Source organism: Pilimelia terevasa (genome assembly GCF_014647915.1).
Classification (GTDB): Bacteria; Actinomycetota; Actinomycetes; order Mycobacteriales; family Micromonosporaceae; genus Pilimelia; species Pilimelia terevasa.
In genome coordinates, this window is sequence record NZ_BMQC01000001.1 from 279742 (window position 1) to 293163 (window position 13422).

25 protein-coding genes are annotated in these 13422 nt (G+C 68.7%); all 25 read left to right on the forward strand.

The window, feature by feature from the left end; all coding sequences use genetic code 11:
* The first annotated feature begins 105 nt into the window (after positions 1-105).
* The 25 genes from rpsJ to infA all read left to right on the forward strand — a co-directional run bounded on the left by rpsJ (position 106) and on the right by infA (position 13421).
* Positions 106-414 carry a 30S ribosomal protein S10 gene (gene rpsJ / locus IEY75_RS01350; protein WP_189112283.1) on the forward strand — a complete coding sequence of 103 codons (309 nt, stop codon included), beginning with the start codon at positions 106-108 and terminating at the stop codon, positions 412-414.
* A 13-nt stretch (positions 415-427) separates the two neighbouring features.
* Positions 428-1078: a 50S ribosomal protein L3 gene (rplC, locus tag IEY75_RS01355; RefSeq protein ID WP_189112284.1), complete on the forward strand. Its 651-nt coding sequence runs from the start codon at positions 428-430 to the stop codon at positions 1076-1078.
* Positions 1075-1731: a 50S ribosomal protein L4 gene (rplD, locus tag IEY75_RS01360; RefSeq protein ID WP_189112285.1), complete on the forward strand. Its 657-nt coding sequence runs from the start codon at positions 1075-1077 to the stop codon at positions 1729-1731. Before rplC ends, rplD begins: the two co-directional genes overlap by 4 nt.
* Positions 1728-2030, forward strand: a complete 303-nt coding sequence (gene rplW, locus IEY75_RS01365) for a 50S ribosomal protein L23 (RefSeq protein WP_189112286.1) — start codon at positions 1728-1730, stop codon at positions 2028-2030. The genes rplD and rplW overlap by 4 nt, the downstream gene beginning before the upstream one ends.
* A 14-nt stretch (positions 2031-2044) precedes the next feature.
* Positions 2045-2884 carry a 50S ribosomal protein L2 gene (gene rplB / locus IEY75_RS01370; protein ID WP_189112287.1) on the forward strand — a complete coding sequence of 280 codons (840 nt, stop codon included), beginning with the start codon at positions 2045-2047 and terminating at the stop codon, positions 2882-2884.
* A 6-nt stretch (positions 2885-2890) separates the two neighbouring features.
* Entirely contained in the window at positions 2891-3172 is a 282-nt protein-coding gene (rpsS, locus tag IEY75_RS01375; protein WP_189112288.1) for a 30S ribosomal protein S19, read from the forward strand.
* A gap of 30 nt (positions 3173-3202) precedes the next feature.
* Positions 3203-3625, forward strand: coding sequence for a 50S ribosomal protein L22 (rplV, locus tag IEY75_RS01380; RefSeq protein ID WP_189112289.1), 423 nt, complete (start codon positions 3203-3205; stop codon positions 3623-3625).
* The gene (gene rpsC, locus IEY75_RS01385) at positions 3625-4512 is read left to right on the forward strand and encodes a 30S ribosomal protein S3 (RefSeq protein WP_189112290.1); all 888 of its coding nucleotides are present in this window, start codon (positions 3625-3627) and stop codon (positions 4510-4512) included. The genes rplV and rpsC overlap by 1 nt, the downstream gene beginning before the upstream one ends.
* A gap of 3 nt (positions 4513-4515) precedes the next feature.
* Positions 4516-4941, forward strand: coding sequence for a 50S ribosomal protein L16 (rplP, locus tag IEY75_RS01390; protein ID WP_189112291.1), 426 nt, complete (start codon positions 4516-4518; stop codon positions 4939-4941).
* Entirely contained in the window at positions 4941-5174 is a 234-nt protein-coding gene (gene rpmC, locus IEY75_RS01395) for a 50S ribosomal protein L29 (RefSeq protein ID WP_189112292.1), read from the forward strand. Before rplP ends, rpmC begins: the two co-directional genes overlap by 1 nt.
* Positions 5174-5446 carry a 30S ribosomal protein S17 gene (gene rpsQ, locus IEY75_RS01400; RefSeq protein WP_189112293.1) on the forward strand — a complete coding sequence of 91 codons (273 nt, stop codon included), beginning with the start codon at positions 5174-5176 and terminating at the stop codon, positions 5444-5446. Before rpmC ends, rpsQ begins: the two co-directional genes overlap by 1 nt.
* 102 nt (positions 5447-5548) lie before the next feature.
* Complete coding sequence (rplN, locus tag IEY75_RS01405) at positions 5549-5917, forward strand: 50S ribosomal protein L14 (protein ID WP_189112294.1); 369 nt, start codon at positions 5549-5551, stop codon at positions 5915-5917.
* 3 nt (positions 5918-5920) lie between these two features.
* Positions 5921-6232 (forward strand): 50S ribosomal protein L24, encoded by a 312-nt coding sequence (gene rplX / locus IEY75_RS01410; RefSeq protein ID WP_189112295.1) that lies wholly within the window; start codon positions 5921-5923, stop codon positions 6230-6232.
* Positions 6232-6801 (forward strand): 50S ribosomal protein L5, encoded by a 570-nt coding sequence (gene rplE, locus IEY75_RS01415; protein ID WP_189112296.1) that lies wholly within the window; start codon positions 6232-6234, stop codon positions 6799-6801. Before rplX ends, rplE begins: the two co-directional genes overlap by 1 nt.
* Before the next feature lie 5 nt (positions 6802-6806).
* Positions 6807-6992 (forward strand): type Z 30S ribosomal protein S14, encoded by a 186-nt coding sequence (locus tag IEY75_RS01420; RefSeq protein ID WP_189112297.1) that lies wholly within the window; start codon positions 6807-6809, stop codon positions 6990-6992.
* A 109-nt stretch (positions 6993-7101) separates the two neighbouring features.
* Positions 7102-7509: a 30S ribosomal protein S8 gene (rpsH, locus tag IEY75_RS01425; protein ID WP_189112298.1), complete on the forward strand. Its 408-nt coding sequence runs from the start codon at positions 7102-7104 to the stop codon at positions 7507-7509.
* A gap of 9 nt (positions 7510-7518) precedes the next feature.
* Entirely contained in the window at positions 7519-8061 is a 543-nt protein-coding gene (gene rplF, locus IEY75_RS01430; protein WP_189112299.1) for a 50S ribosomal protein L6, read from the forward strand.
* Entirely contained in the window at positions 8058-8453 is a 396-nt protein-coding gene (gene rplR / locus IEY75_RS01435) for a 50S ribosomal protein L18 (RefSeq protein WP_189112300.1), read from the forward strand. The genes rplF and rplR overlap by 4 nt, the downstream gene beginning before the upstream one ends.
* A 68-nt stretch (positions 8454-8521) precedes the next feature.
* Positions 8522-9145 (forward strand): 30S ribosomal protein S5, encoded by a 624-nt coding sequence (gene rpsE, locus IEY75_RS01440; protein ID WP_189112301.1) that lies wholly within the window; start codon positions 8522-8524, stop codon positions 9143-9145.
* A complete protein-coding gene (gene rpmD / locus IEY75_RS01445) occupies positions 9145-9327 on the forward strand; it encodes a 50S ribosomal protein L30 (RefSeq protein ID WP_189112302.1) in 183 nt (60 codons plus the stop codon). Before rpsE ends, rpmD begins: the two co-directional genes overlap by 1 nt.
* Positions 9327-9770 (forward strand): 50S ribosomal protein L15, encoded by a 444-nt coding sequence (gene rplO / locus IEY75_RS01450; protein ID WP_189112303.1) that lies wholly within the window; start codon positions 9327-9329, stop codon positions 9768-9770. Before rpmD ends, rplO begins: the two co-directional genes overlap by 1 nt.
* Positions 9771-10100: 330 nt before the next feature.
* A complete protein-coding gene (gene secY, locus IEY75_RS01455) occupies positions 10101-11444 on the forward strand; it encodes a preprotein translocase subunit SecY (protein ID WP_189112304.1) in 1344 nt (447 codons plus the stop codon).
* Between the two features lie 40 nt (positions 11445-11484).
* On the forward strand, positions 11485-12138 hold the full coding sequence (locus IEY75_RS01460) for an adenylate kinase (protein WP_189112591.1): 654 nt from the start codon (positions 11485-11487) through the stop codon (positions 12136-12138).
* Between the two features lie 3 nt (positions 12139-12141).
* Positions 12142-12984 (forward strand): type I methionyl aminopeptidase, encoded by an 843-nt coding sequence (gene map / locus IEY75_RS01465; protein ID WP_189112305.1) that lies wholly within the window; start codon positions 12142-12144, stop codon positions 12982-12984.
* Positions 12985-13199: 215 nt separating this feature from the next.
* On the forward strand, positions 13200-13421 hold the full coding sequence (infA, locus tag IEY75_RS01470; protein WP_007073013.1) for a translation initiation factor IF-1: 222 nt from the start codon (positions 13200-13202) through the stop codon (positions 13419-13421).
* The last annotated feature ends 1 nt before the right edge of the window (position 13422 follow it).

Here is a 13422-nt window from a genome sequence, read left to right on the forward strand (position 1 = left end):
CTGCCCGCCAACGCGACACGCCCGACCGCGGGGGTCGGAGAAAAGGTCGGTGCGTCGGCGTTCGAGCCGGCGAGGGATCGCAGAAGAGAAGGAACGGAAGCCATCATGGCGGGACAGAAGATCCGCATCCGGCTCAAGGCGTACGACCACGAGGTCGTCGACTCCTCGGCGCGCAAGATCGTCGAGACGGTCACGCGGACCGGTGCTCACGTCGCGGGCCCGGTGCCGCTGCCGACGGAGATCAACCGCTACTGCGTGATCCGCTCGCCGCACAAGTACAAGGACTCGCGGGAGCACTTCGAGATGCGCACGCACAAGCGCCTCATCGACATCCTGGACCCGACCCCGAAGACGGTCGACTCGCTGATGCGGCTCGACCTGCCTGCCGGCGTCGACATCGAGATCAAGCTGTAGGGACTGCGAACTCATGGACAGGCAAGTGAAGGGCATCCTGGGCGCCAAGCTCGGCATGACCCAGGTCTGGGACAACAACCGTGTTGTCCCCGTGACCGTGGTGCAGGCCGGCCCGTGCGTCGTGACCCAGGTCCGCACGGCGGACAAGGACGGCTACTCGGCGGTGCAGCTCGCCTACGGCGACATCGACCCGCGCAAGGTCAACAAGCCGGTTCAGGGCCACTACGCCAAGGCCGACGTCGCGCCGCGCCGCCACCTGGTGGAGCTGCGGACCGCTGACGCCGGCGAGTACGCCCTCGGTCAGGAGGTGAACGCCGAGACCTTCCCCGCGGGGGCGGTCATCGACGTCACCGGCAAGACCAAGGGCAAGGGCTTCGCCGGTGTCATGAAGCGGCACGGCTTCCACGGTCTGAAGGCCAGCCACGGCGTCGAGCGCAAGCACCGCTCGCCCGGCTCCATCGGCGGCTGCGCGACCCCGGGCCGCGTCTTCAAGGGACTGCGCATGGCCGGCCGCATGGGCGGCCGCCGCTTCACCGTGCAGAACCTGACGGTGCAGGCGGTCGACACCGAGAAGAACCTGATCCTGATCAAGGGCGCCGTACCCGGCCCGGCCGGCGCGCTCGTCCTGATCCGTACCGCAGCGAAGGGTGGTGCGAAGGCATGAGCGCGGTAGACGTCATCGACGCGACCGGAAAGAAGAACGGCTCCGTCGAGCTGCCCGGCGACATCTTCGACGCCCAGGCGAGCATCCCGCTGATGCACCAGGTGGTCGTGGCCCAGCTCGCCGCGGCCCGCCAGGGCACGCACAAGGTGAAGACCCGCGCCGAGGTCTCCGGCGGCGGCAAGAAGCCGTACAAGCAGAAGGGCACCGGCCGCGCCCGCCAGGGATCGATCCGCGCCCCGCAGTTCGCCGGCGGCGGCGTGGTCCACGGCCCGGTGCCGCGCGACTACAGCCAGCGCACCCCCAAGAAGATGAAGGCCGCCGCCCTGCGCGGTGCCCTCTCCGACCGGGCGCGCGCCGGCCAGGTGCACGTGGTCGAGGCTTTCGTCAGCGGCGAGACGCCGTCGACGAAGGCGGCGCTGACCACCCTGCGCGCGGTGACCCAGGCCCGGAGGGTCCTGGTCGTCCTCGGCGTCGAGGACGAGGTCAACTGGATGTCGCTGCGCAACCTCGCCCGCGAGGGCGTGCACCTGATCGAGTCGGGCCAGCTCAACACGTACGACGTGCTGGTGGCCGACGACGTGGTCTTCACCACGGACGCCCTGGAGGAGTTCCTGGGCGTTCCGGCCGAGAAGAGCGAGGAGGCCGGCAAGTGAGCACGATCGCCGACCCGCGGGACATCATCCAGACCCCCGTCATCTCGGAGAAGAGCTACGGGCTGCTGGACGGTAACTGGTACACGTTCCTCGTCCACCCGGACGCGAACAAGACCCAGATCAAGATCGCTATCCAGCAGATCTTCAACGTCCGCGTGCTGACCGTGAACACGGCCAACCGCGAGGGCAAGCGCAAGCGGACCAAGACCGGCTTCGGACAGCGCAAGAGCACCAAGCGCGCCATCGTGAAGCTGGCCGACGGCGACCGCATCGAGGCCTTCGGCGGCCCGGTCAGCTGAGGATGTGACAAAAAATGCCTATCCGTAAGTACAAGCCGACAACGCCGGGCCGTCGTGGTTCGAGCGTCGCCGACTTCGCTGAGATCACCCGCTCCACCCCCGAGAAGTCGCTCCTGCGTCCGCTCCCGAAGAAGGGCGGCCGCAACGCGCACGGCAAGATCACCGCGCGGCACCACGGCGGCGGCCACAAGCGGCAGTACCGCCTGATCGACTTCAAGCGGTCGGACAAGGACGGCGTGCCGGCCAAGGTCGCGCACATCGAGTACGACCCGAACCGGACCGCGCGCATCGCGCTGCTGCACTTCGCCGACGGCGAGAAGCGCTACATCCTGGCGCCGAAGGACCTGAAGCAGGGCGACCGCGTCGAGCAGGGCGTCGGGGCTGACATCAAGCCCGGCGCGAACCTGCCGCTGCGTAACATCCCCGTCGGCACCACCGTCCACTGCGTGGAGATGCGCCCGGGCGGCGGGGCCAAGATGGCCCGCTCGGCCGGCACCGGCATCCAGCTCCTGGGCCGCGAGGGCGCGTACGCGACGCTGCGGATGCCCTCGGGCGAGATCCGGCGGGTGGACGTGCGCTGCCGCGCCTCGGTCGGCGAGATCGGCAACGCCGACCAGTCGAACATCAACTGGGGCAAGGCCGGCCGGATGCGGTGGAAGGGCAAGCGCCCGACCGTCCGCGGTGTCGCCATGAACCCGGTCGACCACCCGCACGGTGGTGGTGAGGGCAAGACCTCCGGCGGTCGCCACCCGGTGAACCCGCAGGGCAAGCCCGAGGGTCGCACCCGCCGCAAGGGACAGGCGAGCGACAAGCTGATCGTCCGTCGTCGTTACGCAACCCGGAAGCGGGGTTAGTCCGCCATGCCACGCAGTCTGAAGAAGGGCCCCTTCATCGACGACCACCTGCTCAAGAAGGTGGAAGTTCAGAACGAGAAGGGCTCCAAGAACGTCATCAAGACCTGGTCGCGGCGTTCGACGATCATCCCCGAGATGCTCGGCCACACGATCGCCGTGCACGACGGACGCAAGCACGTCCCCGTCTTCGTGAGCGAGTCGATGGTCGGGCACAAGCTCGGCGAGTTCGCGCTGACCCGCACGTTCAAGGGTCACGAGAAGGACGACCGTAAGAGCCGGCGTAGGTAAGACCGAGTAGAGGATCAAGGGGTTACAGCGATGCCAACCAACGACGCTCCGGTGCTGCCGGGCGCTCGGGCGAGCGCGCGCCACGTGCGCCTCTCGCCGACCAAGGCGCGCCGGGTGATCAACCTCGTCCGCGGTCTGCCCGCGAAGGAGGCGCTGACGGTGCTCCAGTTCGCGCCGCAGTCCGCCAGTGAGCCGGTGTACAAGGTCCTGGCCAGCGCGATCGCCAACGCGGAGAACAACGAGCAGCTCGACCCGGACGCCCTGCTGGTGAGCGAGGCGTTCGTGGACGAGGGTCCGACGCTGAAGCGGTTCCGGCCGCGGGCACAGGGTCGCGCGTACCGCATCCGCAAGCGCACCTGCCACATCACCATCGGCGTGGTGGCCATCGCCGCGGCGACGCCGCGGCCGAAGGCCAAGCCGGCGGCCAAGAAGGCCGAGGAGGAGACCGAGTAATGGGTCAGAAGGTTCACCCGCACGGGTTCCGGCTCGGCATCTCGACCGACTGGAAGTCCCGCTGGTACGCGTCCGACAAGCTCTACAAGGACTACGTCGGCGAAGACGTCAAGATCCGCAAGATGATGTCCAAGGGCCTGGAGCGGGCCGGCATCTCCAAGGTGGAGATCGAGCGCACCCGGGACCGGGTCCGCGTCGACATCCACACCGCCCGCCCGGGCATCGTCATCGGCCGCAAGGGCGCCGAGGCCGACCGGATCCGCGGCGAGCTGGAGAAGTTGACCGGCAAGCAGGTCCAGTTGAACATCCTGGAGGTCAAGAACCCGGAGTCGGACGCGCAGCTCGTCGCGCAGGCCGTCGCCGAGCAGCTCTCCAGCCGGGTCAGCTTCCGCCGCGCCATGCGCAAGTCCATGCAGTCGGCGATGAAGAACCCGCTCTGCAAGGGCATCCGGGTGCAGGTCTCGGGCCGCCTCGGCGGCGCCGAGATGAGCCGGACCGAGTTCTACCGCGAGGGCCGGGTCCCGGCGCACACGCTGCGGGCGAACATCGAGTACGGCTTCTTCGAGGCCCGCACGACCTTCGGCCGCATCGGCGTCAAGGTGTGGATCTACAAGGGCGACGCGGTGCCCGGCCGGGAGCAGCCGGCCGAGCAGGCGCCGGGCGGCCGGCCGCGCCGCGAGCGGGCCGAGCGCCCGCGCCGCACCCGGTCGGGCGCGTCGGGCACCACCGCCGGCGGGACCGAGGCCGGTCGCGCCGCGGCGGCGCAGTCCGACGCCCCGGCGCCGACCGCGAACACCGCTCCGGTCGAGGCGGCCCCCGCCCCGGCCGAGGCTGGCGCGCAGCCCACTGCGGCGCCAGCCGCCACCGACCAGCAGCAGGAGGGCTGACCGATGCTGATGCCGCGTAAGCCCCCGAAGGGCTTCCGCAAGCCGCACCACCCGGACCGCAGCGGCGCGTCCAAGGGCGGCAACCGGGTGGTCTTCGGTGAGTTCGGTATCCAGGCGCTGGAGCCCGCGTACGTGACCAACCGGCAGATCGAGTCGGCCCGTATCGCGATGACCCGGCACATCAAGCGTGGCGGTAAGGTGTGGATCAACATCTTCCCCGACCAGGCGCTGACCAAGAAGCCGGCCGAGACCCGCATGGGTTCCGGCAAGGGCTCGCCGGAGTGGTGGGTCGCCAACGTCAAGCCGGGTCGGGTGCTCTTCGAGATGTCCTTCCCCAACGAGGCGATTGCGCGTGAGGCGATGCGCCGCGCGATCCACAAGCTCCCGATGAAGTGCCGCATCGTGACGCGCGAAGTGGGTGACAGCTGATGGCAGCGGGCGTAAAGGCCGCCGAGCTGCGGGAACTCTCCGAGGAGGAGCTGGTCTCGCAGTTGAAGGAGGCCAAGGCGGAGCTGTTCAACCTCCGGGTGCAATCCGCGACCGGTCAGCTGGACAACAACCGTCGGTTGCAGGTCATCCGTCGGGACATCGCCCGGATCTACACGATCATGCGTGAGCGCGAGCTGGGACTCTCGGTCGCGCCGACTGAGGTGACTGCGTAATGACTGAGGCAACGACCGAGGTGCGGAACCGCCGCAAGGTCCGCGAGGGCCTCGTGATCAGCGACAAGATGGACAAGACCATCACCGTCGAGGTCGAGGACCGGGTCAAGCACCCGCTCTACGGCAAGGTTCTGCGCCGGATGAGAAAGCTCAAGGTCCACGACGAGCAGAACGCGTGCGGCATCGGCGACCGCGTCCTGATCATGGAGACCCGCCCGCTGTCCGCGACGAAGCGGTGGCGGCTGGTCGAGGTCATCGAGAAGGCCAAGTAGTCGCACGGTGTGTGCCCGGTCGACCCGACCGGGCACCGCCACGCTGATGAGTTCTTCCAAGCTCCGGCGGTGCCGGAGGACTGGCAGACATAGGAGAGAGACGTGATTCAGCAGGAGTCGCGACTGCGGGTCGCCGACAACACCGGTGCACGGGAGATCCTGTGCATCCGGGTGCTCGGCGGTTCCGGTCGGCGCTACGCGGGCATCGGTGACGTCATCGTGGCCACCGTCAAGGAGGCCATCCCCGGGGCCGGTGTGAAGAAGGGTGACGTCATCAAGGCGGTCATCGTCCGCACCGCCAAGGAGAAGCGTCGCCCGGACGGTTCGTACATCCGGTTCGACGAGAATGCAGCCGTGATCATCAAGGACGGCGGCGACCCGCGTGGTACGCGTATCTTCGGCCCGGTCGGCCGCGAGCTGCGGGACAAGCGGTTCATGAAGATCATCTCGCTGGCGCCGGAGGTGCTGTAAACCGTGAAGATCAAGAAGGGCGACACGGTCATCGTCATCGCCGGCCGGGACAAGGGACGCCAGGGCAAGGTGCTCGCCGCCTACCCGCGTCTGGACAAGGTCCTGGTCGAGGGCGTGAACCGCGTCAAGAAGCACACCCGGATCAGCCAGACGCAGCGCGGCAGCCAGACCGGCGGCATCGTCACCCAGGAGGCCCCGATCCACGTGTCGAACGTGGCCTTCTGCGAGGACGGCAAGGCCAGCCGGGTCGGCTACCGCGTGGATGACGACGGCCAGAAGGTCCGCGTCTCGCGTCGTACCGGTAAGGACCTGTGATGACGGCAGCGACCGAAACCAAGACCATGCCGCGGCTCAAGGAGCGCTACCGCGCCGAGATCACCGGCAAGATGCGCGAGCAGTTCGACTACGGCAACCCCATGCAGATCCCCGGTCTGGTCAAGATCGTGGTCAACATGGGTGTCGGCGACGCCGCCAAGGACTCCAAGCTCATCGAGGGCGCGCTGCGCGACCTGACCACGATCACCGGTCAGAAGCCGCAGCTCCGCCGGGCGACCAAGTCGATCGCGCAGTTCAAGCTGCGCGAGGGCATGCCGATCGGCGCGAAGGTCACCCTCCGCGGCGACCGGATGTGGGAGTTCCTGGACCGGCTGCTGTCGATCGCGCTGCCGCGTATCCGCGACTTCCGCGGCCTGGACGGGCGCAAGCTGGACGGCAACGGCAACTACACGTTCGGCCTGACCGAGCAGTCGGTGTTCCACGAGATCGATCAGGACAAGATCGACCGGACCCGGGGCATGGACATCACGGTCGTGACGACCGCCAAGACCGACGACGAGGGCCGGGCGCTGCTGAAGCTCCTGGGCTTCCCGTTCAAGGAGAACTGAGCGAGATGGCGAAGAAGGCGCTGATCATCAAGGCCGCCGCGAAGCCGAAGTTCGCCGTGCGTGCGTACACCCGCTGCCAGCGCTGCGGGCGTCCGAAGGCCGTGTTCCGCAAGTTCGGACTGTGCCGGGTCTGCGTCCGGGAGATGGCCCACCGCGGCGAGCTCCCCGGCGTGTCGAAGGCTTCCTGGTAGTTTCCGCACGCCGGCGCGTCACGCCGGCGCTGCCGGAATTGGCTATTGCTCTTCGCCGAAGGCCCACCGCTGACCGGCGGGAACCGCGGCGAGAAAGGCTGACATTCCCATGACGATGACCGACCCGATCGCAGACATGCTGACGCGTCTGCGCAACGCCAACCAGGCGTACCACGACCGGGTGGTGATGCCCTACTCGAAGATCAAGGCCAATGTGGCCGAGGTCCTCCAGGCCGAGGGGTACATCGCCGCCTGGTCCGTCGAGGAGCCCGAGGAGGGCGTCGTCGGCAAGAAGCTGGTGGTGGACCTCAAGTTCGGCTCCAGCCGCGAGCGGAGCCTCGCCGGCATCCGGCGCGTCTCGAAGCCCGGCCTGCGGGTGTACGCCAAGTCGCAGGAGCTCCCGCGCGTGCTGGGCGGCCTGGGCGTGGCGATCATTTCCACGTCCCAGGGGCTGCTCACCGACCGGCAGGCCCGCAAGCGAGGGGTGGGCGGGGAAGTCCTCGCCTACGTCTGGTGAGGAAGAGCAATGTCGCGAATCGGACGTAAGCCGATCTCGGTCCCCTCGGGCGTCGAGGTCACCATCAACGGGTCGACCGTCAAGGTCAAGGGACCCAAGGGCGAACTCTCCCACGAGGTCGTCGAGCCGATCACCGTCGCCCGGGCCGAGGACGGCACGATCGAGGTCAACCGGCCCAACGACGAGCGTCGGGCCAAGGAGCGCCACGGCCTGAGCCGTACGCTGATCAGCAACATGATCGTCGGCGTCACCGAGGGCTACAAGAAGACGCTGGAGATCAACGGAACGGGGTACCGCGTCGTCGCCAAGGGCAAGGACCTGGAGTTCGCTCTGGGCTTCTCGCACCCGGTCGTCGTGAACCCCCCGGACGGCATCACCTTCGCGGTGGAGAAGCCGACCCTGTTCCACATCTCCGGCATCGACAAGCAGCTGGTCGGCGAGATCGCGGCGAACATCCGCAAGATCCGCCCGCCGGAGCCCTACAAGGGCAAAGGCGTCAAGTACCAGGGCGAGGTCATCCGCCGCAAGGCCGGAAAGGCAGGTAAGAAGTGAGCGCCACGCTCCTCAAGCGCCGCAGTGGCGGCGGGGTCGCGGCCAAGCGCCTGGTCGGCAAGGCCCGGCGGCACTTCCGCGTCCGCAAGCGGGTCAACGGCACCGCCGGCCGCCCGCGCCTGGTCGTCACCCGGTCGCTGCGGCAGATCACGGCCCAGGTCGTGGACGACACCGTCGGCCGCACCCTGGTCTCCGCCTCCTCGCTCGACGCCTCGCTGCGCTCCACCGAGGGCAGCAAGAGCGACCTGGCGAAGAAGGTCGGCGCGCTGGTCGCCGAGCGGGCGAAGGCCGCGGGCATCGACCGCGTCGTCTTCGACCGCGGCGGTGACCGGTACGCCGGTCGGATCGCCGCGCTGGCGGACGCCGCCCGCGAAGCCGGGCTCGAGTTCTGAGCGGGGCGTGCGGTGAGTCAGACGAGGATCGCAACTAAGTCCGTCACGAGAAGGAAGGAAGGCTGCTGATGCCAGGTCAACAGCGCCGTGGCGGCGGGTCCGGTGGCAGCGAGGGTGGTCGCCGCGACAACCGCCGTGAGGGCGGTCGCGGGAACGCGTCCGCCGAGAAGACCCCGCACCTTGAGCGGGTCGTCGCGATCAACCGGGTCGCGAAGGTCGTCAAGGGCGGTCGTCGGTTCAGCTTCACCGCTCTGGTGATCGTCGGCGACGGTGACGGCACCGTCGGCGTCGGGTACGGCAAGGCCAAGGAGGTGCCCGCGGCGATCGCCAAGGGCGTCGAGGTGGCCAAGAAGCACTTCTTCAAGGTCCCGCGCATCGGCGCGACGATTCCGCACCCGATCCAGGGTGAGGACGCCGCCGGTGTCGTGCTGCTCAAGCCCGCCTCGGCCGGTACCGGCGTCATCGCCGGTGGCCCGGTGCGCGCGGTGCTGGAGTGCGCCGGCATCCACGACATCCTGTCGAAGAGCCTCGGCTCCTCGAACCCGATCAACATCGTGCACGCCACGGTCGCCGCGCTGCGGGGCCTGGAGTCGCCCGAGGCGGTCGCGTCGCGTCGCGGCCTGCCGGTCGAGGATGTCGCCCCCGCCGCCATGCTGCGGCGCCGGGCCGAGGCCGCCGGGGCAGGTGCGTAATGGCACGTCTCAAGGTCACGCAACTGCGCTCCGACATCGGTGCCAAGCACAACCAGCGCGAGAGCCTGCGTTCGCTCGGCCTGAAGCGGATCAACGACGTGGTGGTCAAGGAGGACCGGCCCGAGATTCGGGGCATGATCTTCAAGGTCAACCACCTCGTGAAGGTCGAGGAGGTCGAGTAATGACGATCAAGGTCCACCACCTCCGGCCCGCCCCGGGAGCCAAGACCGCCAAGACCCGCGTGGGTCGCGGTGAGGGCTCCAAAGGCAAGACGGCCGGGCGCGGTACCAAGGGCACCAAGGCCCGCAAGAACGTCCCCGCGGCGTTCGAGGGTGGGCAGATGCCCATCCACATGCGGCTGCCGAAGCTCAAGGGCTTCAAGAACCGGTTCAAGGTCACGTTCCAGGTGGTGAACCTGGAGCGCCTGGCGGCCCTCTTCCCGGAGGGCGGCGAGGTCGGGCCGCTGGAGCTGGCCGAGCGCGGCGCCGTCCGCGCCGGGCACCCGGTCAAGATCCTCGGCGACGGGGACCTGGACGGGGTCGCCCTCCAGCTCAGCGCGCACGCCTTCAGCGCCTCCGCCAAGGAGAAGATCAGCGCGGCCGGCGGCTCGGTCACCACGCTGTAGACAGGCAGGATGCCGGCCGCCCGCCCCCGGGCGGCCGGACACGGAGGGTAGCGCTGCGGCGGAGGTGCGCCGGGTCCGCGAGGAGCCGGGGCAGCTTCGCCGCACGCGCGTCGGGGTCGGGGGAATAAAACCGGTCACCTGACCCTTTACGACGACCGGCGGGCGCATCTCTGTCGAGGTGGTGCACACCGGGTACGTGTCGGACTGTTAGAGTCCGTTGCCAGCAACGCTCGATACCCATAGACGGGCACCCACGCGCCGCCGCTCGGCGACGCCGCCCACTCACCCCGACGCCGCATCACCCGCGGCCGTTCGCGCAGGAGGAAAGACTTGCTCTCCGCCTTTCTCAGTGCGTTTCGCACGCCTGACCTGCGTAAGAAGCTGCTGTTCACAGTCGGGATGATCGCCGTCTACCGGTTGGGCGCCACCCTGCCCGGCCCCGGTGTCTCCTACGTCAACCTCCAGAACTGCCTGAAGGTCGCCGAGAACGACACCAGCGGGGTCTTCACGCTGCTGAACCTGTTCTCCGGCGGCGCGCTGCTGTCCCTGTCGGTCTTCGCGCTCGGCATCATGCCGTACATCACCGCGTCGATCATCCTGCAGCTCCTCACCGTGGTCGTGCCGCGGTTCGAGCAGCTCCGCAAGGAGGGGCAGTCCGGCCAGGCCAAGATCACGCAGTACACGCGGTACCTGACGCTGGGTCTGGCGGTGCTCCAGTCGGCCTCGTTCATCGCGCTGGCCCGCTCCGGCACCATCTTCGGCAATCAGTGCCCGCAGTCGGACGCGCAGTTCACGATCATCCCCAACATGAGCAGCGAGGGGATGCCCTACTGGCTGACCCTCACGACGCTCGTGATCACGATGACGGCCGGCACCGGCGTCATCATGTGGCTGGGCGAGCTGATCACCGACCGCGGCGTCGGCAACGGCATGTCGGTCCTGATCTTCACCTCGATCGCCGCCCGCCTTCCCGCTGAAGGTTGGAAGATCCGTGAGCAGGGCTGGGGCAAGTTCTCCCTGGTCATCATCATGGTGCTGCTGGTCATCGCCCTCGTGGTCTTCATCGAGCAGGCGCAGCGGCGGATCCCGGTCCAGTACGCCAAGCGGATGGTCGGCCGGCGGATGTACGGCGGCACCTCGACCTACATCCCGCTGAAGGTCAACCAGGCCGGCGTCGTCCCGGTCATCTTCGCCTCGTCGCTGCTGTACCTGCCGCAGCTCCTGCTCCAGTTCTTCGACCAGAACAACCTCAACGGCTGGCAGCGGTGGGTGAACGACCACATCGTGTCGGCGACCGCGTGGGAACACATCGTCATCTACTTCCTGATGATCATCTTCTTCACCTACTTCTACGTGTCGATCACCTTCAACCCGACCGAGGTGGCCGACAACATGAAGAAGTACGGCGGCTTCATCCCGGGCATCCGCCCGGGCCGGCCGACCGCGGACTACCTCGACTTTATCCTCAGCCGCATCACGCTGCCGGGGTCGCTGTACCTGGGCCTGATCTCGGTACTGCCGAACTTCATGTTCATCTGGCTCGACAAGCAGCAGTTCCAGAACTTCCCGTTCGGCGGCACCGCGGTCCTCATCATGGTGGGCGTGGGCCTGGAGACGGTGAAGCAGATCGAGAGCCAACTGATGCAGCGCAACTACGAAGGGTTCCTGCGCTAGTGGGCCCGGGTAGGGACAAGGCCGCCGGGGCGGCGCGATGATGCGCCTGGTGCTGGTCGGCCCGCCCGGGGCCGGCAAGGGCACCCAGGCCGAGTTTGTGGCCGCCCACCTGGCGGTCCCGAAGATCTCGACCGGCGACATCTTCCGGGGCAACGTGGCGCAGGGGACCCCGCTGGGGATCCAGGCCAAGCGGTACATGGACTCCGGCCAGCTCGTGCCGGACGAGGTGACCATCAACATGGTCGCCGACCGGCTCTCCGAGGCGGACGCGGCGGACGGCTTCCTGCTGGACGGCTTCCCCCGCACTACACCGCAGGCCGTCGCGCTGGACAAGCTGCTCGCCGACCTGGGCACCCAGATCGACCTCGTGCTGGAGCTGGTCGTCGACGACGACGAGGTGATCCGCCGGCTCTCGGGCCGGCGGAACTGCCGCGGCTGCCAGAAGATCTGGCACCTGGAGTACGACGCGCCGAGCCGGGAGAACGTCTGCGACCGCTGCGGCGGCGAGCTGTACCAGCGCGACGACGACAAGGCCGAGACGATCGCCGAGCGGCTGCGGGTGTACGCCCGCGACACCGCGCCCCTGGTCGACTACTACGGCGCGCAGGGCAAGCTCGTCGGCATCGACGCGACCGGCCCGGTCGAGGACGTGACCAACCGGGCGATCGACGCGCTGCGCTCGTACGGGGTCTGACGCGTGCGCGCCCAGGATCTCGACATCCAGATCAAGACGCCCGAGCAGATCGCGCTGATGCGCGCCGCCGGCCTGGTGGTCGCCGACGCGCTGGCCCGGACCCGGGCGGCCGTCGCCCCCGGCGTCAGCACCGGCGACCTGGACGCCGTCGCCGAGGAGACGATCCGCGCGGCCGGCGCCGTGCCCTCGTTCCAGGGCTACCACGGCTTCCCCGCCTCGATCTGCGCCTCGGTCAACGACCAGATCGTGCACGCCATCCCCAGCCGCGACCAGGTGCTGCGCGAGGGCGACCTCATCTCGATCGACTGCGGCGCGGTGCTGGAGGGCTGGCACGGCGACGCGGCCGTCACGGTACCGGTGGGCGAGGTCGACCCGAAGCTGCGCCGGATGACCGAGGTCGCCGAGGACGCGATGTGGGCCGGTATCGCCGCGGCGGCACGCGGGTGCGCCAGCGGCCGGGGACGGCTGACGGACATCTCCGCCGCGGTGGAGAAGGCGGTCCGCAAGGGCGGCCGGTACGGGATCGTGCAGGGGTACGGCGGGCACGGCATCGGCACGGAGATGCACCAGGACCCGCACGTGCTCAACTACGGCCGCCCGGGCCGCGGCCCGGCCCTGGTGCCCGGGATGGCGCTGGCGATCGAGCCGATGATCACTTTCGGCTCGCCGAAGACCGCCGAACTGGACGACGGCTGGACGGTCGTCACCCGGGACGGCTCCATGGCGGTGCACGTCGAGCACACGATGGCCCTGCTCCCGGACGGTGTCTGGGTGCTCACGGCCGTCGATGGCGGCCGGGCCCGGCTGGGCGACCTGGTGACCGCCCGGGAGCCCGCCCCGCATTGACGGGGGTGGACCGGTACCCCGGTTGGTGTCGCTCGAACGGGCGGCGTAGACTGACCCCTTGGCGCTCCGCGTCCCATCTGGCATGTGCAAGATCGACAGCGACGACTCATTGACGGTGACGACTCATCGACAGCGAGGACCCGCTGCCCGATCGGGCAGGCCGAGGTGGGACCGGCGGCGCCGGTTCCCAGATCCCGACGTAGGTAGCGGAGGACATGCCGAAAAAGGACGGGGCCATCGAGATCGAGGGCCGGGTGATCGAGCCACTCCCGAACGCAATGTTCCGGGTTGAGCTCGCCAACGGGCACAAGGTCCTGGCCCACATCAGCGGCAAAATGCGGCAGCACTACATCCGCATCCTGCCCGAGGACCGGGTCGTCGTGGAGCTTTCCCCGTACGATCTGACCCGCGGGCGCATCGTCTACCGCTACAAGTAGC